This is a genomic window from Donghicola eburneus (assembly GCF_900115865.1).
GTDB classification, from domain to species: Bacteria; Pseudomonadota; Alphaproteobacteria; order Rhodobacterales; family Rhodobacteraceae; genus Donghicola; species Donghicola eburneus.
This window is the reverse complement of sequence record NZ_FOXY01000002.1, coordinates 224,243-250,425: the sequence shown is the minus strand read 5'-3', so window position 1 is coordinate 250,425 and position 26,183 is coordinate 224,243. Positions and strand designations below refer to the sequence as shown.

Sequence of the window (26,183 nt, the reverse complement as noted above, 5' to 3'; positions counted from 1 at the left end):
TGATTGGCCCCGCACCGCCAAACGCCTAATATCCGCGCATGATTACAGAGCTCGGACACTTCGCCCTTATCCTCGCCTTTCTGGTTGCCATCGTTCAGGCAATCGTTCCGCTGATTGGCGCCCATAAACGCTGGCACGGCTGGATGGCCGTGGCCGAACCCGCAGCCGTCGCGCAATTCCTGCTGACGGCTGCGTCTTTTGCCGCTTTGACCCATGCCTTTCTCGTGTCGGATTTCAGCCTGCGGCTCGTGGTGCTGAACAGCCATTCGGCCAAGCCGATGCTCTACAAAATCAGCGGAGTGTGGGGCAACCACGAAGGGTCGATGCTGCTCTGGGTGCTGATCTTGACCCTGTTCGGCGCGTGTGCCGCTTGGTTTGGCGGGCAGCTTCCGCCGACACTCAAGGCCCGCGTTCTGGCCGTGCAGTCCGCGATCTCTGTGGCGTTCTTCGCCTTTATTATCTTTACCTCGAACCCGTTCCTGCGTCTCGCGGTGCCGCCCTTTGACGGGCAGGACTTGAACCCGCTGCTGCAGGACCCCGGTTTGGCCTTCCACCCGCCGTTCCTGTATCTGGGCTATGTGGGCCTGAGCATGGCTTTCAGCTTTGCCGTCGCTGCCCTGATCGAAGGACGCGTGGACGCCGCATGGGCCCGCTGGGTCCGTCCGTGGACGCTGGCCGCGTGGGTGTTCCTGACCATTGGTATCGCGCTTGGCTCTTGGTGGGCTTACTACGAGCTGGGTTGGGGCGGTTTCTGGTTCTGGGATCCCGTGGAAAACGCCAGCTTTATGCCATGGCTCATCGGTGCGGCGCTCCTGCATTCGGCTATCGTGGTGGAAAAGCGCGAAGCTCTGAAAAGCTGGACCATCCTGCTGGCGATCCTTGCCTTCGGATTCTCGTTGATCGGCACGTTTATCGTTCGCTCGGGCGTTCTGACCTCGGTCCATGCCTTCGCCAATGACCCAGAGCGCGGTGTGTTCATTCTGTTCATTCTGGCGTTCTTTATGGGCGGGGCGCTGACCCTGTTCGCGGCCCGCGCCAATGTGATGGAGGCGAAGGGTGTCTTTGGCATGGTCAGCCGCGAGAGCGCGCTGGTCGCCAACAACATCCTGCTCGCTGTGGCGGCGTTCGTGGTGTTCATCGGCACCATCTGGCCGCTGGTGGCCGAGATGTTCTTTGACCGCAAACTGTCGGTCGGTGCGCCGTTCTTTAACATGGCCTTCACGCCCTTCATGGTGGTCTTGGGGCTGATCCTGCCGCTGGGGTCTATGCTCCCATGGAAGCGTGGCAATCTGGGCCGTGTGGGACGTCATCTGGTGCCCGCACTGGTACTGGCCGTTGCTGTTGCCGCGCTGGCCTATGCGCTGCAAACCGGCAAAACTGCGCTGGGCCCCATTGGCCTGCTGCTGGGGACTTGGATGGTTGCTGGTGCTGCCATGGATCTATGGAGCCGGACGGGACGCGGAGCCAACCGCTTTGGCCGCCTGCGCCGTATGCCGCGCGCCGACTGGGGCAAAGCGGTCGCTCATGCCGGCCTTGGTATTACCTTCATCGGTGTCTCTGGTCTTATGGCGTGGGAGCAAGAGGACATCCGCACAGTCCAATTGGGCGAGCCCTTTGACGTGGGCGCCTACACGCTGGTCCTGAACGACGTCCAAGAGGTCAAAGGGCCGAACTACCTGTCCACCATGGGCGACGTGACCCTGTCGCAGGATGGCAGCGAGATCGCGACCCTCTATCCGGAAAAGCGGGTCTATCCCGTGGCCAAGATGCCCACGACCGAGGCCGCAATCGACGGCGGTTTGCTGCGCGACGTCTATGTCGTGATCGGCGATCCGCAGTCCGATGGCGGGTGGGCCGTGCGCACCTATATCAAGCCGCTTGCGAACTGGATTTGGCTCGGCTCGATTATCATGGCTGTGGGCGGTGTGCTTAGCCTGACGGACCGCCGATACCGCGTCGCCGCTGGCGCGCGCAAGGCACCTGCCCAAGGAGTGCCCGCAGAATGAAACGCCTGATCCTCGTATTGGCGCTGATCCTCTCGGCACCCTTGGCCTATGCTGTTCAGCCCGACGAAATCCTGCCCGATCCCGCGATGGAACAGCGGGCGCGGGACATTTCGGCCGGTCTGCGCTGTCTGGTCTGCCGCAATGAAAGCATCGACGAATCGAACGCCGAACTGGCGCGCGATCTGCGCCTCTTGGTCCGTGAGCGTCTGCTCGAAGGGGACACCAACGAAGAGGTGGTGGACTACGTGGTGGACCGCTACGGCGAATACGTCCTGCTGAATCCGACCACGCGCGGCTCCAATATCTTCCTGTGGCTTGCAGGCCCGATCATGGCGGTCATCGCCCTGATCCTCGCGTTCTTCTACCTGCGGGGGCGTGCCACTGCCAAACCCGCGACCGAGGATCGCCTGAGCGCGGACGAAGAAGCGCGTCTCAGCGAAATCCTCAAGGACTGACGCTGGGTTTTTCTTTTCTGCTCTCGGGCTTTCCGCTTTGATGCGGGCCAGAGAGCAGAGGAGGCCTTTCATGCAATTCCAGACAATTCGCTACGAGATTGCGGACGACATCGCAGTCCTGACCCTGAACCGTCCGGACGTGATGAACGCTCTGTCCTCGCAGATGCGCGCCGAGATCCTCGAAGCGGTCAAGGACGCGGGCAAAAACGCGCGGGCGCTTGTCATGACAGGCGAAGGGCGGGCCTTTTGTTCCGGTCAGGATTTGTCCGACGCAGGCACCCTGAACGCTCTGGATCTGGAGCGTGTGTTGCGCGACGAATATGTCCCCATGCTGCAAGCGATTTATGACTGCCCCGTGCCGACCATCTGCGCTGTGAACGGCACGGCAGCAGGGGCAGGGGCCAACCTTGCGCTGGCCGCCGACGTGGTAATCGCCACCGAAAGCGCCGTCTTCCTACAGGCGTTTGCCCGCATCGGTTTGATGCCAGACGCCGGTGGCACATATTGGCTGCCTCGCCAGATGGGCGCGGCCAAAGCCATGGGCGCAGCCCTGTTCGCGGAACCCATCACCGCCCGCCAAGCCGACGAATGGGGCATGATCTGGGAGGCCGTCCCAGACGCCGAATTCAATGCGCACTGGCGCGCCCGCGCCGCGAAATTGGCCAGCGGTCCGTCCGTGGCCTACCAGCACATCAAAGCCTCGCTCCGCGGCAGCTGGGACAACAATCTGGAACAGCAACTCCTCCTCGAGGCGCAGCTTCAGGGCACCTGCGGTGGGACCCGCGATTTCAAAGAGGGCGTGATGGCTTTCCTAGAAAAACGCCCGGCGTCTTACGAGGGACGCTAAATCCCTCGTTAATAATCATTGGCCGGACATTGTTCTCGGCGGCCATGGTTAACCTGAATTTCCGATTTTATTTCAAAAGGTCCGCGCATCATGCTTGTTGTGCGGATCTTTGCATTTTCGACGTAAAGTGAATCATACTTGCAAATCGAGCATTTATGACAAATTCTGACTTACGGGTCAGTCAGGTGATTAACACCTGTCTTTTAAAAGTGAATGCGTCAGTTAAGGCGCAGTATTGGTGCGAAAATGATTGGTTTAATGCTGTTCTCTCTCCTAGCGAGCTATGGGGTCTATTCGGTTGTGGTTGACGACTCCTCTGACAGCTCTTCTGACGACAGCTCCGATCAGGATCGCGACGAACGTCTGGTCGGCAGCGACGATGACGATGTGATGAACGCCGGCGGTGGCGACGATACGCTCGATGGTGGCGACTCTGACGATCTGTTATTTGGCGGGATCGGTGCTGACTCTATCGTCGGGGCAGGGGATAACGACACGCTCCTTGGCGGGGATGGCGATGACTCTCTGGCAGGGTACGCGGGGCACGACTGGCTGATCGATGTCGATGGCAACAACACCCTGAGCGGCGGAGTTGGACAGGATGTCTTGATCGCAGCAGGTGATTTTTCAGACGACGCCAGTGGCAGCCTCTCGACCCTGTATGCCGACTTGAAGAGCGGCCTTACAGAGCTGAAGCCCAGCTTGCAGCCGTTAAAATCCGAGGCCCTTGCTCTGGCCCTGGCCCAAGAGGACACGAGCGGCGCAGACGTTCTGGATGGCGGTAGCAGTTGGGACGTCTTGGCATTTGGTGCTGGTGATACCGCCACGGGCGGTAGCGGCGGTGACACTTTTGCTGTGGCTCGGCACCACTTGTTGTCCGGTGACGCACCGGCCACCATCACAGACTACGAGGATGCCGATCAGATCGAGTATATGTACTCCGCCTCCACTGGCGAACCCGACCTGAGCATCGAGCATACGGACACTGGCGTGAACCTCTATGACGGTGGAAAGCTGGTGATGGTAATTGGCGGTGATACCGAGGGCCTCACACTGGATGATATCACTCTTTCTTCCGTGGCGGTGAAAGCCAGCGCGGGAAATGACAACCTTACCGGTGGTGCGGGGGATGATGCCTTCTACCTTCAAGACGGCAATGACAAGGCTTCAGGCGAGGGTGGTAACGACACCCTGTATGGTGGCGATGGCAGGGATACGCTGAATGGCGCTGCCGATGATGACTGGCTGATGGGCGGCGCTGGCTCCGATACTCTGAATGGCGGCACTGGCGACGACACTCTGAATGGGATCGATTCCGACAATATTAGGGCTTGGTTCACTGATTATGGCGAAGAGACATACGGTGAGATCGTATTGTATGATCCGGTGCAGACCGATGGTGCGGACCTTCTCAACGGCGGCTACGGAGATGACGTGCTGCTGGTCGGTGCAGGAGATACCGCGATCGCTGGTGCAGGCACTGATCTCATTGTTGTGATTGACCACGATGGCAGCGACGAGCTTGCTGTGCTCGAAGACTACAACCCCTACGAGGATGTGCTGATGGTCAAGTATTCGGGCGACGAGGAGCCTGAAATAACGACATCGGTCAACGGGGATGGGCACACTGTGGTGGCACTAGACGGCAAAGGAACATTCTTGATCAAGACAGCTCTGCCCGCAAACTTCGGAATCCCGCACGTGTATCACTACAATTCAGGCTACGTCTAATACAGTCGCAGTGAATGAAAGCCGCCCCGAAACGGGCGGCTTTCATTCTTGCAAAAGGGTTAATGGGTGCCGCTGCAAGCCGCTTGAACTCTCTCTATGGGGCTATCCAAACTTGTTATTAATCTCTGGGAGGCAACGTAATTGCAGCCGTTTTGGTTAACATGGATTTTACTATGGGTAGCAGTGGGTTAATGGGGATTTTTGCACGTTCGGGCTTTTGATCTGTTAAGGGAAAGTAAATCCATACTTGTCAATGCCACATTTTTGCCAAATTCTACTCACGGGTCCGGCGGGTGGTAAACACTTGCCGATTTATGTGAAAGCGCCGGGTTAAGGCGCACAATTGGTGCGAAAATGATTGGTCTAATTCTATTCTCCCTCCTCGCAAGTTACGGGGTCTATTCGGTTGTGATCGACGACTCCTCTGACGATGACTCCGATCACGATCACGATGAGCGTCTGGAACACGAAGGGGATGACACATCGAGTGACGACGATACCTCGAGCGATGACTCCTCCAGCAATGATACCTCGGACAGCGACGACTCCGGCTCTGACAGTACCGAGCGGGTCGAGAATGGCTCCAAGGGCGATGACATTCTCTACGGGTCGAACAAAGCAGATACCATCAGCGGCGGCAAAGGGGACGACTCCATCGAAGGCTATGGCGGAGCCGACAGTCTGTCTGGCGGCCGGGGTAACGATTGGATTTTTGGTGGGAACTGGCGTGACACCATTGATGGCGGCGCGGGTGGAGATGAACTGTCGGGTAACCGCAGCGAAGACCTGATCTACGGCGGCGATGGCCGCGATTCCCTCTATGGCGGCTCGCAGAGTGACACGCTTCTTGGCGGTAATCGTGCGGATACCCTAGAGGGCGGCGATGGCACTGACACCCTGATTGATCTCGACGGCAACAACAGCCTGTCCGGCGGACAAGGGAACGACATGATCATCGCGGCAGGGTCCGGTGATCAGGCTGCCGCTTTCGAGGCGCTGGCCAGCGGCGAAGACATCGATATTCGCACCTTCATGAGTTGGGTTGGTGATGCAGACACCAGCGGCGCGGACGAGGTTCACGGCGACGGCGGAAATGACACCCTGTTCATCGGGTCTGACGATACTGCGACAGGTGGCAGAGGCTTGGACACCTTCAGCGTTATTCGTGAGTTCCTCGTGGACGGGGATGAACCGGCGGTGATCACAGACTTCAATCCCGGTGTGGATGTCATCGATTATACGGTTACCTCGAATGCCCGCATTGATCTCTCGATCAACTACGAGGATGGCTACGCCGAACTTCTCGATGACGGCAAGGTGGTGATGCGCCTTGATGGGGCGGATGAAAGTTTTACCCTTGACGATGTCGTCGTAACTGGCCTGTTCGCGCCTGAGAATGGTGTGGGAACACACGAACCTGATTATGAACGCTTCGGCTCCGTATACGATGACCTCTTCATGGGCCGAAGTGAGTATGATTCCTTCCACGCGGGCCAAGGGGATGACACGCTCTACGGCGAAGACGGTGATGACTTGCTTCTTGGTAATGCCGGAAACGACTTTATCTCTGGCGGTGAAGGGAGTGACTATCTGGACGGTAATTCCGGCAACGACGAAGTGGTCGGCGGCACGGGTGACGACACGATCTTTGGTGACACCGGCGCAGATCTGCTGAACGGCACGAGTGCAGATCTGCGCTATGTGCGCTTCGATGTTGGCGAGGACGAAACCATCATCGATGTCCCGATGGATAACGACACCATTTCGACCGAGGGCTTTGACCTCATTAAAGGCGGTGAAGGCAACGACGTTTTGATTGCTGGCGGCGGTGATACGATCGATGGCCGCGATGGCGCGGATGCCCTGATCCTCGTCGAGACGGCGGACAGCGACGACGTAATCGCAATCCGCGCATTTGACCCGTCCGAGGACTATTTGATGATCAAATACGAGGGCGACACTGCGCCCGTGATCACCACCGAACTGGACGCAGACGAGCAGGGGACCATGATCTATCTTGATGGCGTTGCCTTTGCGCAGATCAACCAGCCGCTTCCCAGCAACTTCAATCTCGCGAGCGCGATCGGTCTGGTGCCGTTTTCCGGCTAACCCCACCCAATGCCGAAACGAAAAAAGCCGCCCCGAAACGGGCGGCTTTCTTTTTGGCTGGGAGTAAGTGCGCGATTAGCGCTCTTCGATGTCGATGTACTCGCGCGAGGTTTCGCCGAGGTACAGCTGACGGGGACGGCCGATTTTCATCTGCGGGTCCGACAGCTGCTCTTTCCACTGCGAAATCCAGCCCACGGTCCGCGACATCGCGAAGATCGGGGTGAACATCGAGGTCGGGAAGCCCATCGCCTCGAGGATGATGCCCGAGTAGAAGTCGACGTTCGGGAACAGCTTCTTCTCTGCGAAGTAGGGGTCTGCCAGAGCGGCCTGCTCCAGTTCCTTGGCGGTCGCGAGGATCGGGTTGTTCTCGACACCCAGCAGCTCCAGAACTTCGTCAGCCGACTGCTTCATCACGGTCGCGCGGGGGTCGAAGTTCTTGTAGACGCGGTGGCCAAAGCCCATCAGGCGGAACGGATCGTTCTTGTCCTTGGCGCGGGCGATGAACTCGGGGATGCGATCGGGGGTGCCGATTTCCTTGAGCATTTCCAGACATGCCTGGTTTGCGCCGCCGTGTGCGGGGCCCCAGAGGCAGGCGATGCCAGCCGCGATACACGCAAACGGGTTCGCACCCGAAGACGACGCCAGACGTACGGTCGAGGTCGACGCGTTCTGCTCGTGGTCCGCGTGCAGGGTGAAGATACGGTCCATCGCGCGGGCGAGGATCGGGTCAACGTGGTACTCTTCTGCGGGCACGGCAAAGCACATGTGCAGGAAGTTCGACGCGTAATCCAGATCGTTGCGCGGATACACGAAAGGCTGACCGATCGAGTACTTGTACGCCATTGCCGCGATGGTGGGCATCTTGGCGATCAGGCGGTGCGATGCGATCTCGCGCTGGCGGGGGTCCGCGATGTCGGTCGAGTCATGGTAGAACGCCGACATGGCGCCAACCACACCCACCATGGTTGCCATCGGGTGCGCGTCACGACGGAAGCCACGGAAGAAGTTGTGCATCTGCTCGTGGATCATGGTGTGACGGGTGATGGTGGTCTCGAACTTCTCCAGCTCGGCTGCGGTGGGCAGGTAGCCGTAGAGCAGCAGGAAGCAGACCTCGAGGTAGTGGGATTTGCCGGCCAGCTGGTCGATGGGATAGCCGCGGTGCAGCAATTCACCCTTGTCGCCGTCGATATAGGTGATGGTGCTGTCGCAGGCAGCGGTCGAGGTGAAGCCCGGATCGTAGGTAAAGACACCTGCCTGAGCGTACAGCTTGCGGATATCGAGCACGTCAGGTCCCACACTCGGCGAGTGGATCGGCAGATCGTAGGTGTTCTCACCAATCGTCAGCTTCGCGGTCTTTGTAGTATCAGCCATCGTCATTCCTCTTGAAAGGCCCTCGAACACGGGTCCCGGGGCTACCTCCCGTCGGCCGGTGGTCCGGCCAGGGTACGCTATATTATCTAGTCCCTTTTTCCGGCCAGTGGAGGCCGGAAAGGGTTTTCATGGTCAGCTTCTCCGGCTTAGCCGTTCGCTGCGTCGTTAAAGCGGGCAAGAGTTTCCTCGCGCCCGAGAACAATCATCATGTCGAATACGCTAGGAGAGACCGAACGACCCGCAAGGGCTGCCCGCAGCGGACCTGCCATTTTGCCAAACTTCAGCTCGCGAGCTTCGGCAAATTGGTTCAGCACCTCCTCCAACGCCTCACGCGTCCAGCTAGCATTTTGCAGGTGCGGCGTCAATTCTGACAGTATACCACGGGATACCGTGTCGAGGTTCTTTGCAGCTTTTTCGTCGGGCACGATGGGACGGTCCGCGAAAACAAATGCAGCTTTATCAATGAGTTCCGGGAAAGTCTTTGCGCGATCTTTCAGGCAGAAAAGCGCATTTTTAAACAGTTCTTTTTTCTCGGGTGTCAAAGCGGGCTGATTGGTCGCGCTGAAAAATGCCTCAATTTCTGCGAGCAGTGCAGCATCGTCTGTTGCAGCAATGTGTTGGCCGCACAGATTCTCCAGCTTTTTGAAGTCGAGACGCGCGGGTGATTTGCCGATCCCCTTGAGATCAAACCACTCTTTGGCCTGTTCATCCGAGAAGAATTCGTCGTCCCCGTGGCTCCAGCCCAGACGCGCCAGATAGTTGCGCATGCCCGCGGCGGGGTAGCCCATCGCCTGATATTCCTCGACGCCCAACGCGCCGTGGCGCTTCGACAGCTTCTTGCCGTCGGGACCGTGGATCAGCGGGATGTGCGCGTAGACGGGCAGGGGCCAGCCCATCGCGGTATAAATGCCCATCTGGCGCGCCGCGTTGTTCAGGTGGTCGTCGCCGCGGATCACGTGGGTCACGCCCATGTCGTAGTCGTCCACGACCACGGCCAACATGTAAACGGGGCTGCCATCCGAGCGCAGCAGGATCATGTCGTCCAGCTGGTCGTTGCGGATTTTCACCGTGCCCTGCACTTCGTCCTCGATGACGGTCGTACCTTCGGTCGCGGTCTTCAGGCGGACCACATAGGGCGCGTCGGGATAGGTGCTGGGATCAGCATCGCGCCACGGGCTCTGGAATAGGGTGCTGCGGCCCTCTTCCTTGGCCGCGTCGCGGAACGCCTGAATTTCCTCTTGCGTGCTAAAGCATTTGTACGCCTTGCCAGCGTCCAGCAGCTCCAGCGCCACTTCGCGGTGACGGTCGGCGCGCGCGTGCTGGCTGATCGGCTCACCATCGTGGTCCAGACCCAGCCAGTCCAGTCCCTTCAGGATTGCGGCGGTCGCCTCGGGGGTCGAGCGTTCGCGGTCTGTATCCTCGATCCGTAGCAGGAATTTGCCCCCGCGGCCACGGGCATAGAGCCAGTTGAACAGGGCGGTGCGGGCCCCGCCGATATGCAGGTAGCCGGTGGGCGAGGGTGCAAAACGGGTGACGACGGCGGAGGTCATGACAGGATTTACCTTTGCTTAGGAAAGTTCGTGCAGCGTTCGGGACGTGTCTATCGACCCCATATTTGGGTGGCAAGAGTGCGTGCACCTGCAGCAATCCGCAAAGAATGGCTGAAACAAGAGTGGGCCTTGTTCCTGTGGGCGCCCATTTGCCTTGGCCTTGGGGTGGGTCTGTATTTCGCCGCTCTGCGCGAGCCGGCGCTCTGGCTCCTGTGGGCTATGGGCCTGATAGCCCTGCCCATGGTGATCGGCGGCCGGTGGCTTGGCGTTTATATCGGCCCCGTGGTGGTCGGCATCGGACTGGGGCTCGGCGGATATGTCCTTGCCGCGGCAGAGGCGTTGCGCCACGCCGAGCCTGTCCTGACGTCGCGGTACTATGGCCCTGTCGAGGGGCGCGTCATCCTCCAAGACCGTGCCGCCTCTGGCGCCCTGCGCCTGACCTTGGACCAAGTGCGTCTCGATCGCCGCCGTGCGCCCAACCGTGTGCGCGTTGCCCTATATGATGACATCAGCCCCCCGCCCAAGAACGGCGATACGGTGATCCTGACCGCCCACCTGTCGCCGCCCTCGGGTCCGGCAGAGCCGGGCGGTTTCGATTTTCGCCGCCATGCGTGGTATCAGCGGCTTGGCGCTGTGGGCTATTCGCGGACGCCGGTTCTGCTACGTGATCCTGCGCCAGAAACCCTCACTCTGATGCGGCTGCGTCAGACTTTTGTGACTCGCATTCGCACGGCATTGCCTGGTCAGAGCGGGGACATCGCCGCCGCCCTCTTGGCCGGAGACCGCTCTGGGGTCCCGCCGGATACGGTGCGCGCCCTGCGCGACAGCAATCTTGCCCATCTTCTCGCGATCTCTGGGCTCCACATGGGGCTGCTCGCGGGGCTCGTTTACGCGGTCACGCGGCGCACTCTGTCACTGGTCCCGCGCATCGCCCTCTATCACCCGACCAAGAAGATTGCCGCCGCCGTCGCCCTGACCTGTGCCGCCGCCTATCTCGGGCTCTCGGGGGCCAGCGTCGCGACGCAGCGGGCCTTCGTTATGGCAGCGGTCGGTCTCTGCGCTGTTATGGCGGACCGAAGGGTGTTTAGTCTGCGCTCCGTCGCCACCGCCGCGCTGGTGCTTTTAGTCCTGCAGCCCCACGCCCTGACGGGGCCGGGATTTCAGATGTCTTTCGCCGCAACGACCGGTCTGATCGCCGGGTTCGATCTGCTCAGCCCCCATCTCGCGCGGATCAAGCGCCGCTGGCTCCAAGCCATCGTCGTCACCGTCCTGTCCTCTGCCATGGCGGGCGCGGCAACCGCCCCGTTTGCAGCGGCGCATTTCAATCGGCTGTCCGATTACGGGCTGATCGCCAATCTGCTCGCAACGCCCCTGATGGGGACCGTGGTCATGCCCGCAGGGATCGCAGGGGCCGTGCTGATGCCGTTCGGGCTGGAAAAACCCGCTTTGGTTGTCATGGGCTTCGGCATCGACTGGATCGTTGGCGTGGCCGAAACGGTTTCCGCGTGGCCGAGCGCGGTCACACCCGTGCACACGCCAAACACCGCTGCCTTTCTGTTCCTGACAGGCGGCGCGCTTTTTCTGTCCATTTGGCAGGGGATCGGCCGACTCGCTGGCATTATCGCCATCGGTGCTGCTTGCCTACTGTGGAGCCAAACGCCTCGCCCGCAGGGTCTGGTGTCAGACGATGGCAAACTCGTCGCCGTCCTCTCGGACACAGGCCGCGTCCCGAGCCATCCAAAAGGCGCAGGGTTCGTCGCCTCTGTCTGGCTCGAAAACGACGGCGATCCCGCACCGCAATCCGAAGCCGCCGCGCGCGCCGGATGGCGCGATGCCCAAAGCGGCCAAGTCTGGCACGCGGGCGCATGGACCATTCAGCATATCAAAGGCAAACGCGAAGCCCGCGCCTTTGATGGATGCTCGGGCAAAACTTGGGTGATCTCTGATCAGGACTTAGACAAAACGCTCGGCACAGGCGATTGCCGGATCACCACACCGAGAGACCTGCGCAAATCCGGCGCGCTCGCGTTCCACATCGGCGGCGACCAGTTGGCCATCACATCTGCCAAAGAGCACACGGGCCAGCGCCTTTGGAACACACGGGCCCGCGATACGGATCAGTAGCTGCGGATCAAACCAACCAAGCGGCCCTGCACCTCGACCTGACCCTCACGGAAGACGCGGGTCTCATAGGCTGGGTTCGCAGCTTCCAGCGCGATCGAAGATCCGCTCTTGCGATAGGTCTTCAGCGTCGCTTCATAGCCCTCGACCTGCGCAACGACGATATCGCCGTTCTTCGCATCTTCGGTCTCTAGGATGATCACCAGATCGCCATCGTTGATGCCCGCTTCGATCATCGAGTCCCCGCGGACCTCTAGTGCGTAGTGATTGCCGCGCCCACGCAGCATCATGCCCGGCACAGCGACACTGGTATCCCCGTCGCCAATCGCCTCGATCGGGACACCTGCAGCGATCCGGCCCATCAAGGGCAGCTCTGCCACATCGCCACGTTCGACCGGAATCCCCTTCAGCGCGGGGGCCGGGGCGGGCGCAGGCGCGGCGGGTTTATCGCCCTCAATCACCTGCGGGACAAAGCCGCCCATCGCATCGGGCAGTTTCACAATTTCAATTGCCCGCGCACGGTGCGCCATGCGGCGGATGAAACCACGTTCCTCAAGCGCTGTAATCAACCGGTGGATGCCCGACTTCGACCGCAGATCCAGCGCCTCTTTCATCTCGTCAAAAGAGGGCGGCACGCCATCGCGCTGCACCCGCTGGTGGATGAATTCCAGCAAATCCTTCTGCTTCTTCGTCAGCATGTTCCGCCCCGTGATGTTCGCATATCTCGGGTTTGTTCTACCGATGTTCCCGTTTTGTGTCAACGGGATTGCTTAAATTGCAATGTATTCCACGGTTTCGCCCGCCGCGCGGGGACCGTCGCCCACGGGCCGGATCAACAGCGCATTCGCGCCCGCCAATACGGTCAGCAGCGATGAATCCTGCGAACCGGCCGCCGTGATCTGACCGTCCGCCACAACCGCCCGCATGTAATGTTCACGCGGGCCGTTCGCGCCCAAATCAGCCGCCAAAACCGCCGTGCGCCGTGCGGGCGGGGCAGCAGGCAGGCCCAGCATCACATCGACCATCGGACACAGGAACAGCTGCCCGCAGACCAGCGCCGACACCGGATTTCCGGGCAGTCCGACCATTACCTGATCGCCCAATTTGCCCGCCATCAGCGGTTTGCCCGGGCGCATGGCGATTTTGTAGAAACTGGTGTCCATGCCCAAATCGCGGGCCACGGGACCGACCAGATCGTGGTCCCCGACCGAGGCCCCACCGATGGTCACGATCATGTCCGCGCCCTTAGCCAGGCCAAATCCCAAGCGCAGGGCGTCCTCGGTATCGCGGGCGATGGGCAGCATCCGCACCTCGGCGCCGCGCGCCTCCAGCATCGCTTTCAGGCCAAAGTTATTCGACGCAATGATCTGGTCCGCCGCAGGGGCTTCGCCCGGCATGCACAGCTCGTCCCCCGTCGCCATGATCGCCACAACGGGGCGCCGCCGGACGGGCAGGGTAGGGATGTTCATCGCTGCGGCCAAGGCCACGTGCGCAGGCCCCAATCGGACGGGCGCGATCATCGGATCGCCCGCCGAAAAATCTCCGCCAGCGGGGCGGATGTGCCCGCCGCTGTCCAGATTGTCCTGCAGGGCAATGGTGTCGCCGGACCGCTCAACGTCCTCTTGGATCACCACGCGTGTCGCACCGCTGGGAATGGGCGCGCCCGTGAAGATCCGTACCGCCTGACCGCGCCCCACGACACCATCAAACGCGTGTCCCGCAGCGGCCTCTCCGATGACGGTCAGCACATCGCCCGAGGCAACATCGCCCGCCACCGCATAGCCATCCATCGCCGACGCGGCAAAGGGCGGCTGGGTGCGCTGCGCATAGACCGTTTCGGCCAGAACGCGGCCGCCACACCCTGCCAATGGAACCGTTTCAGCCGCCAGAGGCTGAACCAATGCGAACAACCGCTCAAGCGCCTCGGCGACAGAGATCATTCCGCTTCGATCCTTCCGGACTTGCCGCCGTCCTTCAGCGTCACGCGAATACCGCCGATTTCCATGTACTTATCGACCGCTTTGACCATGTCATAGACGGTCAGGGCGGTGGTGCTGACGGCGGTCAACGCCTCCATCTCCACGCCGGTCTGGCCGGTGGTTTTCACGGTCGCGGTGATCTGCACGCCGGGCAGGTCCGCATCAATTTCCAGATCGACCGACACCTTGGTGATCGGCAGCGGATGGCACAAGGGGATCAGCTCGGGCGTTTTCTTGCAGCCCATGATCCCCGCCAAGCGGGCCACCCCCAGCACGTCGCCTTTTTTGGCGCCGCCCTCGGCGATCATTTCCATGGTGGCGGGGGCCATGCGGACCCAGCCTTTGGCCGTTGCGATCCGGCTGGTGACGGCCTTTTCGGACACGTCGACCATGTGGGCCTGGCCCTCGGCGTCGAAATGGGTCAGGCCGCTCATTACAGCGCCCCTGAGGTCAGCGGGTTGGCCAACAGATCGCGGGTCGCCTTTTCCACGTCGTCCTGACGCATCAGGCTCTCGCCGATCAGGAAGGTGCGCGCGCCGTAGCGGGCGATGTCCGCCAGATCAGCAGGGGTGAACAGCCCGGATTCCGACACGATCAGACGATCCTCGGGAACCAGTTTGGCCAGCGTCTTGGTGGTGTCCAGCGTGGTCTCGAACGTCTTGAGGTTCCGGTTGTTGATCCCCATCAGCGGCGACTTCAACTTGGCTGCGCGCTCCAGTTCCTCTTGGTCGTGGACCTCGATCAGAACGGACATGCCCCAACCGAATGCCGCATCTTCCAGCTCTTGGGCCAGCGAATCCTCGACCGAGGCCATGATGATCAGAATGCAGTCCGCACCCAACGCACGCGCTTCGGCGACCTGATAGGGGTCGTACATAAAGTCCTTGCGCAGGGCGGGCAGGTTCGTGGCCTCGCGCGCTTGAACCAAGAAATCCTTGGCCCCTTGGAAGCTAGGGGTGTCGGTCAGCACGGACAAACAGGTCGCGCCGCCCGCCTCATAGGCCTGGGCCAGCGCCGCAGGATCGAAATCCTCGCGGATCAGCCCCTTGGACGGGCTCGCTTTCTTGACCTCTGCGATCAGACCATACCCCTCGCGAGAGGCTTTCATCAGGCTCTCGGCAAAGGGACGGACAGGGCCCGCATCCCGCGCCGCGGCCTCGACCTCTGCCATGGGGCGCTCTGCCTTGTCGGCGGCGACCTCTTCCAGCTTGTAGGCTTTGATCTTGTCGAGAATGGTGGTGCTCATGCTGCCCCCGATGTGATTTTTGCCAGCGCGTCCACGGCCCGTTTGGCCGCACCGCTGTCGATGCTTTCTGCGGCGATGGCGACGCCTTCTTTCAGGTCCGCCGCCTTGTCCGCCACGACCAGAGCCGCCGCTGAGTTCAGCAGAACCGCGTCGCGATAGGCACCCGCCTGACCGGCAAACAGATCCAGCATCGCTTTGCCGTTTTCCTCGGGCGTGCCGCCCAGAATGTCGCGCAGGGGATGCACGGGCAGGCCCGCATCCTCTGGGTGGATTTCGCGGCTGTGAATTTCGCCATTTTCTAGCGCGGCCACGGCAGTGGTGCCGGTAATCGCGATCTCGTCCGTGCCGTCAGAGCCATGGACCAGCCATGCCTTTTCAGAGCCAAGCTGCTGCAAGGTCTCGGCCATGGGGTAGATCAGATCGACCGCAAAGGCACCGGTCAACTGGCGCTTTACCCCCGCAGGGTTGGTCAGCGGCCCTAGAATGTTGAAGATTGTTTTGCAGCCCAACTCGGTCCGCACTGGCATCACATGCTTCATCGCCGGATGGTGCATAGGGGCCATCATAAAGCCGATGCCTGCCTCGGCGATGGCTTTCTCGACCACGTCCGCCTCGACCATGACCTCAATACCCAGAACGGACAGAGCATCCGCCGCGCCCGCCTTGGACGACAGCTTGCGGTTGCCGTGCTTGGCCACAGGAACGCCTGCACCTGCCACAACGAACGCGGTCGCGGTGCTGATGTTCAGCGTGCCCATCCCGTCGCCGCCGGTGCCCACGATGTCCATCGCGCCCTCGGGCGCAGCCACCGGCACACACTTGGCGCGCATCGCCGCCGCCGCCGCCGCATATTCCGACACAGCCTCGCCCCTTGCCCGCATGGACATGAGCAGACCAGCCACCTGTGCCGGCGTCGCCTGACCCTCGAACAGGATCTCGAACGCCTCATTGGCCTGAGCGCGGCTCAGCGGGCCTTCGGACGCGGCGTAGATCAGCGGCTTGATGGCATCGGTCATGCGGGTACCTTCATCTCGTTCAAAAAGTTCTGCAGCAGGGCGTGGCCGTGCTGGCTGGCAATCGACTCGGGGTGGAATTGCACACCGTGGATCGGCAGCTCTTTGTGCTGCAGACCCATGATCGTCCCGTCCTCCAGCTCTGCGGTCACTTCCAGACAGTCAGGCAGAGTCTCGCGGTCCACGACCAGCGAGTGATAGCGCGTCGCCTCAAAGGGCGAGGGCAGGCCAGCAAAGACACCCTTGGCAGTGTGATGCATCAGGCCCATCTTGCCGTGCACAATCTCGTGGCAGCGGACGACATTGCCGCCAAATGCCTGACCAATGGTCTGGTGGCCCAGACACACACCCATCAGGGGCGTGCGGGTCTCGGCAGCGGCCTCGGTCAAAGCCAGACAAATACCGGCCTGATCCGGATCACACGGGCCGGGCGACAGCAGAATTCCCGCCGGTTTCAAGGCCATAGCCTGTTGCACATCCAGCGCATCATTGCGCTTGACGACCACATCTGCGCCCAACTCACCTAGATAGTGGACCAGATTGTAAGTAAAGCTGTCATAGTTATCGATCAGCAAAAGCATGGGCAGACCTTTGAATAAATGGGTAGAGCCCCCTGTGCGGGTCGGGGTATACATGTTCAGGCTTGGCAAGCGGCGTCAAGGGCGCGACCAAGCATTAAGTCAGGGATTTCCCCTTGCAGGCGGGGGCATGTCTGCCGCTAATGCGGAAAACATAACGGAGGTGGGCAGTGGCTAGCGGATTCTGGAACGGAGTGGTCTGGGGCACATTCGTGTCCGTGGCAGGAGCTGTCACGGTGTCTTTGCTATCGGACGTGCCCGAGCAGGCAGCAAATCTGCCCGAAATTCCGGTCGAACAGACCGAAACCGCGCCCCAAGTGGTGGTGGCAGAGCCGGTGCCTGATGTGGAATCCGGCGACACTCCCGCGCCCACCGATCCCGCCATGTCCGAGGATCTGCCAGAGCCGATCGTCACCGAAACCGATCTCAACGCGCCCCTGACCGAGACAGAGCCCACACCCGAGATCGCCGAGGCGCCGCAGCAGCCCGAACCCGCAGCCGAGATCGAAGAGGCCCCCACGCCCGACGTCACCCCCGATGCGGTGCCAGAGTCGGACGCCCCGACACAGCCCGACGTAGCAGACGCCGAACCGACCCCTGATGCCGAAAGCATGCCCGCGCCCCAACCCGACGCAAACGAAGCAGAGCCGGAAATGGACCTCGCGGACATCGTCCCCGAAAACCTGCCGGCCCCCGCCGCGCCCGACACATCGCCGGACCGCACCGAGCGCGCGCCCGTTGTGTCCGACGTGGCCCCCGAACTGCCCCCCGTCCAGCCAGAGGTCGTGGACCTGAACGACTCCGAAAGCCCAGAGCCGGGCCTGCCGGAACCTGCGGGCAACCTGATCGACGCCCGCCGCGCCGCCGCCGCAGAGCGGGGGCTGGACCTTGCCGACGACGTGCTGCCCCTGTCGGTCTATAGCACCGACTTTTCGAACCCCTCGGACCGCCCGATCATGTCCATCGTCCTGATCGACACCCCCGGCACGGCTCTTGGCCCGCAGGTCCTGCGCGATTTCCCTTATCCCCTGACCGTCGCCATCGACGCTCTGGCCCCTGACGCGCTCCAGCGGATGCAAGCCTACCGCGACGCGGGCTTCGAAGTGCTCGCCACCGCGAACTTCCCCCAAGGCGCAGGCCCCACCGATGCCGAAGTCGCCCTCGGCGCCATTTTCGGCGCCGTCCCCGAAGCCATCGGGCTGCTCGAAGCGGACGACGCCTCGCTCCAGCAAAGCCGCGAGCTGACCGACCAAGTCACCGCTGTGCTCGCCGACAGCGGCTACGGCCTCGTCCTCCAGCCCAAGGGCCTGAACACCGCGCAAAAGGTCGCCGTCCAAGAAGGCGTCCCCGCCGCCTCGATCTTCCGCGATCTGGATGGCAAGGATCAAAACGCCGACGTCATCCGCCGCTTCCTCGACAACGCGGCCTTCCGCGCCCGCCAAGCCGAAGAGGGCGTCGTCGTCCTGACCCGCCTGCGACCGGAAACCATCTCGGCCCTTCTGATCTGGGCCCTCCAAGACCGCGCCAGCCAGGTCGCCCTCGCACCCGTCTCGGCGGTCCTCAAGAAAAGCGTGACCGAGTAACGTCAGGCGGCTACGTCAGTACGTTTGCCATACGCAAACCAGACGCGATCCAGACCTGCCGAATTTGCCATACAAAAGGGGCGGTCCCATGCGGAACCGCCCTTTCTGCTTTGCAAAAAATACTCAATCAAACCGGTCGCCACCCGCACCTACGCAGGCAGCAGGGTACAGCCTCAGGAATTCCCGCCGGTAAACCGCGCCGCATCCTCTGCCGCGCGCTTGATCGCCTTGGATTTGTTGACCGTCTCCTGATACTCCGCCTCGGGATCAGAGTCGTAGACAACCCCGCCACCTGCTTGAATATACAGCTTTTTGTCCTTCACAACGGCGGTGCGCAGGGCGATACACATGTCCATATCCCCATTGGCGCTAAAGTAGCCCAGACCGCCCGCATACACACCGCGTTTCTCGGGCTCCAGCTCGTCGATGATCTCCATCGCGCGCACCTTCGGCGCCCCCGAAACCGTCCCCGCAGGCATCCCAGACAAGAGCGCCGCCAAAGCATCCTTGTCTTCTGACAATTCGCCCACCACGTTCGACACGATGTGCATGACATGGCTATACCGCTCGACGATAAACTCTTCGGTCGGCTTTACCGTCCCGATCTTGGACACCTTGCCCGTATCGTTCCGGCCCAGATCCAGTAGCATCAGGTGCTCTGCCAGTTCTTTCTTGTCAGCCAAGAGATCGGCTTCCAACGCATCGTCCTCGGCCGGTGTCGCGCCGCGCGGGCGCGTGCCTGCAATGGGGCGGATGGTGACCTCGTTGTCGAACACACGCACCAGAATTTCCGGCGACGCGCCAACCACCTGGAACCCGCCGAAGTTGAAGTAGAACATAAACGGCGAAGGGTTGGTGCGGCGCAGGGACCGATACAGCGCGAACGGGGGCAGGGGGAAATCCTGCGTCCAGCGCTGGGACGGCACCACTTGGAAGATGTCACCGGCGCGGATGTATTCCTTGGCCTTTTCGATGGCGGCGAAATAGCCCTCTTTGGTGAAGTTCGAGGTCAGCTCACCCAGTTGCTGCGCCTCTCCCAGATCGCGGGGGGCGTGAGCAGGGCGGTCCAGATCGCGCAGGGCGTCCATCACACGCTCGGCCGCTTGGGCATAGGCCGCGCGGGCCGACAGGCCGGGGGTGACCCAAGCAGGGCTGACCAAGGTGACCTCGCCTTTGACACCGTCCAGAACGGCGACCACGGTGGGGCGCATCAGGCGGGCATCGGGCAGACCCAGCGGGTCAGGGTTCACGTTGGGCAGGTGCTCCACCAGACGGATCATGTCGTAGCCCAAATAGCCGAACAGACCCGCAGACGCCGCGGGCAGATCTGCTGGCAAATCGATGCGCGACTCCGCGATCAGGTGGCGCAAAGCGTCCAGAGGTGCGTCAGATTGCTCTTCCCATGCGGTCGGGTCGAAACGGGCCTGACGGTTGATGCGTGACGCGGTCCCACGGCATTCCCAGATAATGTCGGGCTTCATGCCGATGATCGAATAGCGCCCGCGCACTTCGCCGCCGGTCACGGATTCCAGAACGAATGCGTCAGGCGCATCGCCTGCCAGCTTCATCATCAGCGACACAGGCGTGTCGAGGTCTGCGGCGAGGCGGGTGTAAACGACTTGATGCTCTCCGGCCTCGTAGGCCTGCGCAAAACTGTCAAAATCGGGGGTCAGAGCCACGGCTGCGGACCTTTCTTATTGAAACTGGGCTTTGACCGCGTTGAGCGCGGCCTGATTCAGTTGAACGCCCGCATCGCTGCGCAGGGCTTCGAGATAGGCTTGGAACAGTGCCTCAGCGGTCTGGGACGCCGCCTGCTGCTCTAGAAAGCCGCGCATCTGGGTGACCTCTTCGGACTCCATGTCGGGGTCCGAGACACCATCAAGGCGCACGATCACGACCTTTTCCGCGCCCTCGACCAGATCAACCGCGCCTTCTTCCATTTCGAAGATGTGGTTGTTCAGGCTGGCGGGGGTGTTCGGCAGCATCTGGCCACGGCCCACATTCTCGGCGGTTTGGATTTCCACCTCGTCCAGCGCGGCCATGTCACCGGCGTCGAGCGCAGCTTGCAGGGCTTCGGCGCGGGTCCGCAGCTGGTCCATCATTTCGGCGGTTTGCCATGCGAGTACGACTTCGGCGCGCACGTCTTCCAGCGGGATGGGGCTGGGTTCCAAATCGCCATCGACACGGGCAGCAAAGATGCCGCCATCGCTTAGCTCGTGAATTTCGGGGAAATCATCGACGGTCAGGCCGTTGGCCACGCTGCGGAACTCTTCGTAGCCCGCGATGTCGCTCTCTAGTCCGTCGTAATACTCGATGGTGCCAAGGGTGGCTTCAGTCTCTGCGGCGACCTCTTCCAAAGTGGCACCAGCGGCGAGCATGTCATTCAGATCCTCGGCCTGCTGCTCGATCACGCGGCGGGCGCGGTCGATGGCGAACTCGTCTCGCAGGTCGGGCTTGGCCTCTTCATAAGAGGTCGATTGCTCTGGCAGGATGGCGTTCACGCGGAACAGGGCGGGGCCAAAGTTGCTGTCCAGAGGGCCTACAACGCTGTCGGCCTCGGCGGCAAAGACACCTTCGCCTGCGCCGTCCAGATCGTCCTGCGCCACATCCCCAAGATCGATATCCGCCAGTTCCAGTCCGCGCTCGGCGGCCAGATCTTCAAAGGTGGCCTCGCCGCTGTCCAGACGCGCCTTGGCAGCTTCGGCCGCCTCGGCATCGGGAAAGACCAGACGTTCGACCAAGCGGCGCTCGGGCGTGTAGTAGCGGTCCTGATTGTCTTCGTAGGCTTGGCGCAAGATGCCTTCGTCCAGCTCGACGGTATCGGCCAGCATGACGGGGGTCAGTTCGACATAGGTGATGCCCTTGCGCGCGGGCAGGGTGAAGTCAGCGATGTTCTCGTCATAGAACGCCTGCAACTGCGCGTCCGTGGGCAGGGGCTGCGTGGCGGGCAGGCTGGTCGAGTTGATGACGATATAGGTGATGTCGCGCTGCTGCCCGATGTAGTTCAGCAGCAAATTCACATAGTTGTCCGACGCCTGAATGCCGCCAGTCACGGCGCCCTGCAGGAAGGTGCGGGCGCTTTCGCGGCGCAGTTGCGATTCGAACTCGGCCTCGGTCAGGCCCGCGCGGTCGAGCGCGAACTTGTAAGCCTCGCGGTCGAATTCGCCGTTCGAGCCCTGAAACGCCTGAATGGTAAAGATCTGGTCGGCCACAGCGGTGTCGCCAACCGAGACACCGATATCCGACGCTTCGTTATCGAGGGTGGCGGCAATCACGACCTGCCCCAAAGCCCGCTGTTCGATGCCCATCGCGGCGGCATCCGCAAAGCTGACAGGAGAGCCCATCTGCGCCGAGAGCGCGTCCAGTTCGCCCCGCAGAGCGCGGGAGTAGGCTTCGATCTGGATCGGGGTGTCGCCCACGGTGCCGACATTGCCGACGGTTCCGCCAAAGTTTGTCACACCGAACCCGCCAAGACCGGCGATCAGCCCGCCCACCAGAGCCCAGACAACGATTTTGGAGCCTTTGCCTGCTTTTGCCATGATGCGCGCCCTCCTGAAAAATTTCTGTCCGCCACTGTCTAAGCAAGCGCAGGGCGGGCCGCAAGCGGTGCTGGCGGTTTGGCGCGGATTTGAAGGGGGCTTGAGGATGTTTGACGGGGGCAGGGGGCTGTCTGCCCCCTCTTGGCGCGGGGCGCCAATTCACCCCCGAGGGTATTTCGCGCCAAGAAAGAGAGGCAAAGAAAAAGGGCGCCTGATGTGGGCGCCCTTGGGGATCAGTCTTTGCCGCGGTAGGGCTCCACATACTGGAGCGCCATGTCCCACGGGAAGAAGATCCACGTGTCCTGGCTGACCTCGGTGACAAAGGTGTTCACCTGCGGGCGGCCCATGGGCTTGGCGTAAACGGTGGCGATCTGCGCCTTGGGCATCAGGGCGCGCACGGCCTCGAGGGTTTTGCCGGTGTCGACCAGGTCGTCCACCACGAGGATGCCGGTGCCGTCGCCGATGATGTCCATGTCGGGGGACTTGATCACCTGCGGGGCGGACTGGGTCTGGTGGTTGTAGCTTTTGACGCTGATCGTATCGACGGTGCGGATATCCAGTTCGCGGGCCACGATCATCGCAGGCGCCATGCCGCCGCGGGTGATCGCCACCACAGCCTTGTAGCCGTCTTCGGGGGCGTCGCTTTGCAGGCGCCACGCAAGCGCGCGGGCATCACGGTGCAGTTGGTCCCAGCTGACGTGGAAGCCTTTTTCGTGGGGCAGACGATCTGTCATTTGTTGTTATCCTTCAGGTCGTGGCGATCTTGAGACCGAGTGCGGCGAGCAGGCCGCCAAGAACGCGGTCGATCGGGGCCTTGAGGCGCATATATCCGGCGCGGGTGGTCTCGAGCGAAAACAATCGAGCGACGAAGATATTCCAGATCGCTTCGTTGAAAAAGACAATCATTAGGATTGCCGCAAAGGTCGTTACGTCAGCATCGTGCGGGACGACTGACACAAAGACCGCGCCAAAGAAGACCGCAGGTTTGGGGTTCGCAAGCTGTGTGGTGATCCCGAGGACGATGGCCCGCAGCGGCGAGATTTTGGGCGCCTTGACCGTGCCGACGTCCAAGGGTTCGCGCGCGCCGCGCCACATCTTGTAGGCGCACCAGATCAGGTAGGTCGCGCCGACGACCTTGAGCGCGATCAAGAGCTTGGGGGCGACTTCGAACAGGGCGGCAAGGCCGAGGATCGCGGCCGCGGCCCAGAAACATGCGCCCAACGCCACTCCGATGCTGAGTGCTGTTGCGGATGCCATCCCCCGAAGCATCGCGACCCGCGCCGTCATGAGGACAGCCGGGCCGGGGCTCATCGCGGCCACGAGGTGGACCGCGAAGACAGGGATCAGAACCGCGAGCATTTAGCCCTTGGTGATGTCAGGTGCGTCGACAGCCTTCATGCCGACGACATGGTAGCCCGCATCGACGTGCAGGTTTTCACCGGTCACGCCGCTGCCCAGATCAGACAGCAGGTACAGAGCCGATTTGCCAACATCTTCGATGGTCACGTTGCGGCGCAGGGGCGAGTTGTACTCGTTCCACTTCATGATGTAGCGGAAATCGCCGATGCCGCTGGCGGCCAGGGTCTTGATCGGGCCGGCGCTGATGGCGTTGACGCGAATGTTCTTCTTGCCCAGGTCTTCGGCCAGATACATGACCGAAGCTTCCAGAGCCGCTTTGGCCACGCCCATGACGTTGTAGTGGGGCATCACCTGCTCTGCACCGTAGTAGGTCAGGGTCACGGCGCTGCCGCCTTCGGTCATCAGCTTTTCCGCGCGCTGCATGACAGCGGTGAAGGAATAGACCGAGATGTCCATGGTCATCTGGAAGTTGCCGCGGGTGGTGTCCACGTAGCGGCCGCGCAGCTCGCTCTTGTCCGAGAAGCCGATGGCGTGAACGATAAAGTCCAGCTTGCCCCACTTGGCTTCAAGTTCGGCGAACAGAGCGTCGATCGACGCTTCGTCATTCACGTCGCAGGGCAAAACGATGTTCGAGCCCAGTTGTTCGGCCAGAGGTCCGACGCGCTTGAGCAGCGCTTCGCCCTGATACGAGAAGGCCAGTTCTGCGCCCGCATCGGCGCAGGCTTGGGCGATGCCCCATGCGATCGACTTGTCGTTCGCCAGGCCCATAATCAAGCCGCGCTTGCCGGCCATCAGTGCTGTTGACATGAGGTATCCCCCGCTCAGGTCTTGGAAATGCTGGATGTCGTTTAGGCGATTGGCGAGGGTGCATCAAGGCACTACCTTGGCCGCAAAACACCCATGCGACTCTGGAGAGACTATGGAAGAGCAAGAAAACCGCAGCGGAATTTTCGCCGGTGACGACCCGTTCGAGATTGCGCGCCGCTGGTTGGCCGAGGCCGAAGCCACCGAGATCAACGATCCCAACGCGATTGCCCTGTCGACCGTAGACGCCGAGGGGCTGCCCAATGTGCGCATGGTCCTGCTCAAAGAGATCGAGGACAGCGCATTCGTCTTTTACACCAACTACGAGAGCGCGAAGGGGCAAGAGATCGCTGCGACGGGCAAGGCGGCCTTTGTCATGCACTGGAAAAGCCTGCGCCGGCAGATCCGTGTTCGCGGTGTCGTCGAGAAAGAGGACGGTCCCCAAGCAGATGCCTACTATACGTCAAGATCGCTGAAGAGTCGTCTTGGGGCCTGGGCATCAGAGCAATCAAGGCCCCTCTCGTCGCGCGGAGCCCTCATGGCAGAGGTTGCACGCGTAACCGCTTCGAAGGGGCCGAACCCCGCGCGCCCACCGTTCTGGGGCGGGTTCCGAATCAATCCCTTAGAGATAGAATTTTGGGCAGATGGCGCCTTTAGATTGCACGACCGATTCCAATGGAAACGCAGGGAAATTGGCGAAAAATGGACAATTCGTCGCCTGAACCCCTGAAAATTGCTTATGATACAAAAAACAGTCTGTTGCTTCGACATTTGTGCAAAATCTTAGGGGTTGCATGTTAGAGGCTGCAGCATCACTACTGAGGTTGTTGGGGAACTATTTTTGGAATTGATGCTGTGAACGGAGAAAAAGGTGGCCAACGTGTTTCCGGCCACGTGAAATGGTTTGATCCTGCAAAGGGTTTTGGTTTCGTCGTTGCGCATGAGGGCGGTGCAGACATTCTGTTGCATGCCAACGTGCTTCGGAACTTCGGACAAAGCTCTGTTGCAGATGGGGCAGGTATTGAGATTCTCGCTCAAGAGACACAGCGCGGTGTTCAGGCCGTCGCCGTACTGTCCATCGAGCCACCGAATTCAACCTCCTCCGCTGCGCTGGCAGACTTCGAAGAGATGGACCCAGAGGTCATCGCCTCGGCAGAATTGGTGCCGGCGCGGGTCAAGTGGTTCGACAAGGGCAAGGGCTTTGGCTTCGCAAACATCTGGGGTCGTCCCGAAGATGTATTTGTCCATATCGAAGTGTTGCGCCGCTCTGGTCTGGCCGATTTGCAGCCGGGCGAAGCGGTCGGTCTGCGTGTCATCGAAGGCAAGCGGGGCCGCATGGCGACCGAAGTCTGCGCATGGGAAGCTGCGATGCGAGGCGGCGACGCATGAAAATTTGGGGGTGGGCCGCCGTCTTAGGATGTTTTGCGGGCCCGCTCTGGGCAGAATGCAGCGAAACGCGGGTGAGCCTGCGCGGAGACTGGGGAACAGCATCATTCTCGGTCGAGATTGCTGATGATAACGCCGAGCGTGCGCTTGGTCTGATGCATCGCGAATACATGCCCAAATCGCACGGCATGCTCTTTGTCTACGAGCAAGAGCAGCCACGCGTGTCTTTCTGGATGCGCAACACCCTGATTCCCCTAGATCTGCTCTATATCGACACCGCAGGTGTTGTTCAGGAAATCCACACTGCCAAGCCGCTGGATGAAACCGCGATCCCGTCGTCGGGCCCGCGGCTCGCAGTGTTAGAGATTAATGGCGGTTTGGCTGATGCCATGGGCATTTCCGTGGGCAGCCAGGTGCGTCATCCGGCCTTTGGCGACGATGCCGCATGGGCTTGTGACACAAAATAATCAAATCCCTCTTTTCTTTGTCGTTTCTTCGGATTAAGG

General features: G+C 61.3%; 23 protein-coding genes. 10 read left to right on the top strand and 13 right to left on the bottom strand.

Annotation, left to right across the window (positions count from 1 at the left end):
* Positions 1-38 precede the first annotated feature (38 nt).
* From BM225_RS03850 to BM225_RS22275, 5 genes are all read left to right on the top strand, one after another.
* Complete coding sequence (locus tag BM225_RS03850; RefSeq protein WP_072707053.1) at positions 39-2,006, top strand: heme lyase CcmF/NrfE family subunit; 1,968 nt, start codon at positions 39-41, stop codon at positions 2,004-2,006.
* Positions 2,003-2,461: a cytochrome c-type biogenesis protein gene (locus tag BM225_RS03845; RefSeq protein WP_072707052.1), complete on the top strand. Its 459-nt coding sequence runs from the start codon at positions 2,003-2,005 to the stop codon at positions 2,459-2,461. Before BM225_RS03850 ends, BM225_RS03845 begins: the two co-directional genes overlap by 4 nt.
* 70 nt (positions 2,462-2,531) lie before the next feature.
* On the top strand, positions 2,532-3,308 hold the full coding sequence (locus tag BM225_RS03840) for an enoyl-CoA hydratase-related protein (RefSeq protein WP_072707051.1): 777 nt from the start codon (positions 2,532-2,534) through the stop codon (positions 3,306-3,308).
* 258 nt (positions 3,309-3,566) lie between these two features.
* Positions 3,567-5,039 carry a calcium-binding protein gene (locus BM225_RS21550; protein WP_072707050.1) on the top strand — a complete coding sequence of 491 codons (1,473 nt, stop codon included), beginning with the start codon at positions 3,567-3,569 and terminating at the stop codon, positions 5,037-5,039.
* Positions 5,040-5,393: 354 nt separating this feature from the next.
* A complete protein-coding gene (locus BM225_RS22275; protein ID WP_072707049.1) occupies positions 5,394-7,148 on the top strand; it encodes a calcium-binding protein in 1,755 nt (584 codons plus the stop codon).
* Positions 7,149-7,223: 75 nt separating this feature from the next.
* Here the strand turns inward: BM225_RS22275 and gltA are convergent, their stop codons facing one another.
* The gene (gene gltA / locus BM225_RS03825) at positions 7,224-8,519 is read right to left on the bottom strand and encodes a citrate synthase (RefSeq protein ID WP_072707048.1); all 1,296 of its coding nucleotides are present in this window, start codon (positions 8,517-8,519) and stop codon (positions 7,224-7,226) included.
* A 146-nt stretch (positions 8,520-8,665) separates the two neighbouring features.
* On the bottom strand, positions 8,666-10,069 hold the full coding sequence (gltX, locus tag BM225_RS03820; RefSeq protein ID WP_072707047.1) for a glutamate--tRNA ligase: 1,404 nt from the start codon (positions 10,067-10,069) through the stop codon (positions 8,666-8,668).
* Positions 10,070-10,147: 78 nt separating this feature from the next.
* On the opposite strand from gltX, the gene BM225_RS03815 reads away from it, so the two are divergent.
* Entirely contained in the window at positions 10,148-12,193 is a 2,046-nt protein-coding gene (locus BM225_RS03815; RefSeq protein ID WP_072707046.1) for a ComEC/Rec2 family competence protein, read from the top strand.
* On the opposite strand, the gene lexA is transcribed toward BM225_RS03815, so the two are convergent.
* The 6 genes from lexA to BM225_RS03785 form a co-directional block, all read right to left on the bottom strand.
* Positions 12,187-12,888 (bottom strand): transcriptional repressor LexA, encoded by a 702-nt coding sequence (lexA, locus tag BM225_RS03810; protein WP_072707045.1) that lies wholly within the window; start codon positions 12,886-12,888, stop codon positions 12,187-12,189. The genes BM225_RS03815 and lexA overlap by 7 nt on opposite strands.
* A 72-nt stretch (positions 12,889-12,960) precedes the next feature.
* On the bottom strand, positions 12,961-14,130 hold the full coding sequence (locus BM225_RS03805; protein WP_072707044.1) for a molybdopterin molybdotransferase MoeA: 1,170 nt from the start codon (positions 14,128-14,130) through the stop codon (positions 12,961-12,963).
* Positions 14,127-14,603, bottom strand: coding sequence for a cyclic pyranopterin monophosphate synthase MoaC (gene moaC, locus BM225_RS03800; RefSeq protein ID WP_072707043.1), 477 nt, complete (start codon positions 14,601-14,603; stop codon positions 14,127-14,129). The genes BM225_RS03805 and moaC overlap by 4 nt, the downstream gene beginning before the upstream one ends.
* Positions 14,603-15,415 carry an indole-3-glycerol phosphate synthase TrpC gene (gene trpC, locus BM225_RS03795; protein ID WP_072707042.1) on the bottom strand — a complete coding sequence of 271 codons (813 nt, stop codon included), beginning with the start codon at positions 15,413-15,415 and terminating at the stop codon, positions 14,603-14,605. The genes moaC and trpC overlap by 1 nt, the downstream gene beginning before the upstream one ends.
* A complete protein-coding gene (gene trpD / locus BM225_RS03790; RefSeq protein WP_072707041.1) occupies positions 15,412-16,431 on the bottom strand; it encodes an anthranilate phosphoribosyltransferase in 1,020 nt (339 codons plus the stop codon). The genes trpC and trpD overlap by 4 nt, the downstream gene beginning before the upstream one ends.
* Positions 16,428-17,009: an anthranilate synthase component II gene (locus tag BM225_RS03785; RefSeq protein ID WP_092463864.1), complete on the bottom strand. Its 582-nt coding sequence runs from the start codon at positions 17,007-17,009 to the stop codon at positions 16,428-16,430. Before BM225_RS03785 ends, trpD begins: the two co-directional genes overlap by 4 nt.
* Before the next feature lie 167 nt (positions 17,010-17,176).
* Between BM225_RS03785 and BM225_RS03780 the strand changes: the two genes are divergently transcribed.
* A complete protein-coding gene (locus BM225_RS03780; protein WP_143095343.1) occupies positions 17,177-18,589 on the top strand; it encodes a divergent polysaccharide deacetylase family protein in 1,413 nt (470 codons plus the stop codon).
* A gap of 173 nt (positions 18,590-18,762) precedes the next feature.
* On the opposite strand, the gene trpE is transcribed toward BM225_RS03780, so the two are convergent.
* The 5 genes from trpE to fabI form a co-directional block, all read right to left on the bottom strand.
* A complete protein-coding gene (trpE, locus tag BM225_RS03775) occupies positions 18,763-20,268 on the bottom strand; it encodes an anthranilate synthase component I (protein ID WP_072707038.1) in 1,506 nt (501 codons plus the stop codon).
* Positions 20,269-20,283: 15 nt separating this feature from the next.
* Complete coding sequence (locus BM225_RS03770) at positions 20,284-22,128, bottom strand: peptidyl-prolyl cis-trans isomerase (RefSeq protein ID WP_072707037.1); 1,845 nt, start codon at positions 22,126-22,128, stop codon at positions 20,284-20,286.
* 233 nt (positions 22,129-22,361) lie between these two features.
* Positions 22,362-22,862, bottom strand: coding sequence for a xanthine phosphoribosyltransferase (gene gpt, locus BM225_RS03765; RefSeq protein ID WP_072707036.1), 501 nt, complete (start codon positions 22,860-22,862; stop codon positions 22,362-22,364).
* Positions 22,863-22,875: 13 nt separating this feature from the next.
* On the bottom strand, positions 22,876-23,487 hold the full coding sequence (locus tag BM225_RS03760; protein WP_072707035.1) for a LysE family translocator: 612 nt from the start codon (positions 23,485-23,487) through the stop codon (positions 22,876-22,878).
* Complete coding sequence (fabI, locus tag BM225_RS03755) at positions 23,488-24,294, bottom strand: enoyl-ACP reductase FabI (RefSeq protein WP_072707034.1); 807 nt, start codon at positions 24,292-24,294, stop codon at positions 23,488-23,490.
* Positions 24,295-24,406: 112 nt separating this feature from the next.
* Between fabI and pdxH the strand changes: the two genes are divergently transcribed.
* From pdxH to BM225_RS03740, 3 genes are all read left to right on the top strand, one after another.
* Positions 24,407-25,021: a pyridoxamine 5'-phosphate oxidase gene (gene pdxH, locus BM225_RS03750; RefSeq protein ID WP_072707033.1), complete on the top strand. Its 615-nt coding sequence runs from the start codon at positions 24,407-24,409 to the stop codon at positions 25,019-25,021.
* Positions 25,022-25,146: 125 nt separating this feature from the next.
* Entirely contained in the window at positions 25,147-25,680 is a 534-nt protein-coding gene (locus BM225_RS03745; RefSeq protein WP_072707032.1) for a cold-shock protein, read from the top strand.
* Complete coding sequence (locus tag BM225_RS03740) at positions 25,677-26,144, top strand: DUF192 domain-containing protein (RefSeq protein ID WP_072707031.1); 468 nt, start codon at positions 25,677-25,679, stop codon at positions 26,142-26,144. The genes BM225_RS03745 and BM225_RS03740 overlap by 4 nt, the downstream gene beginning before the upstream one ends.
* Positions 26,145-26,183: the final 39 nt, after the last annotated feature.

Coding starts and splice junctions, on each gene's coding strand:
- BM225_RS03850 (WP_072707053.1), top strand. CDS start 39: ATGATTACAGAGCTCGGACACTTCGCCCTTATCCTCGCCTTTCTGGTT.
- BM225_RS03845 (WP_072707052.1), top strand. CDS start 2,003: ATGAAACGCCTGATCCTCGTATTGGCGCTGATCCTCTCGGCACCCTTG.
- BM225_RS03840 (WP_072707051.1), top strand. CDS start 2,532: ATGCAATTCCAGACAATTCGCTACGAGATTGCGGACGACATCGCAGTC.
- BM225_RS21550 (WP_072707050.1), top strand. CDS start 3,567: ATGCTGTTCTCTCTCCTAGCGAGCTATGGGGTCTATTCGGTTGTGGTT.
- BM225_RS22275 (WP_072707049.1), top strand. CDS start 5,394: ATGATTGGTCTAATTCTATTCTCCCTCCTCGCAAGTTACGGGGTCTAT.
- gltA (WP_072707048.1), bottom strand. CDS start 8,519: ATGGCTGATACTACAAAGACCGCGAAGCTGACGATTGGTGAGAACACC.
- gltX (WP_072707047.1), bottom strand. CDS start 10,069: ATGACCTCCGCCGTCGTCACCCGTTTTGCACCCTCGCCCACCGGCTAC.
- lexA (WP_072707045.1), bottom strand. CDS start 12,888: ATGCTGACGAAGAAGCAGAAGGATTTGCTGGAATTCATCCACCAGCGG.
- BM225_RS03805 (WP_072707044.1), bottom strand. CDS start 14,130: ATGATCTCTGTCGCCGAGGCGCTTGAGCGGTTGTTCGCATTGGTTCAG.
- moaC (WP_072707043.1), bottom strand. CDS start 14,603: ATGAGCGGCCTGACCCATTTCGACGCCGAGGGCCAGGCCCACATGGTC.
- trpC (WP_072707042.1), bottom strand. CDS start 15,415: ATGAGCACCACCATTCTCGACAAGATCAAAGCCTACAAGCTGGAAGAG.
- trpD (WP_072707041.1), bottom strand. CDS start 16,431: ATGACCGATGCCATCAAGCCGCTGATCTACGCCGCGTCCGAAGGCCCG.
- BM225_RS03785 (WP_092463864.1), bottom strand. CDS start 17,009: ATGCTTTTGCTGATCGATAACTATGACAGCTTTACTTACAATCTGGTC.
- BM225_RS03770 (WP_072707037.1), bottom strand. CDS start 22,128: ATGGCAAAAGCAGGCAAAGGCTCCAAAATCGTTGTCTGGGCTCTGGTG.
- gpt (WP_072707036.1), bottom strand. CDS start 22,862: ATGACAGATCGTCTGCCCCACGAAAAAGGCTTCCACGTCAGCTGGGAC.
- BM225_RS03760 (WP_072707035.1), bottom strand. CDS start 23,487: ATGCTCGCGGTTCTGATCCCTGTCTTCGCGGTCCACCTCGTGGCCGCG.
- fabI (WP_072707034.1), bottom strand. CDS start 24,294: ATGTCAACAGCACTGATGGCCGGCAAGCGCGGCTTGATTATGGGCCTG.
- pdxH (WP_072707033.1), top strand. CDS start 24,407: ATGGAAGAGCAAGAAAACCGCAGCGGAATTTTCGCCGGTGACGACCCG.
- BM225_RS03740 (WP_072707031.1), top strand. CDS start 25,677: ATGAAAATTTGGGGGTGGGCCGCCGTCTTAGGATGTTTTGCGGGCCCG.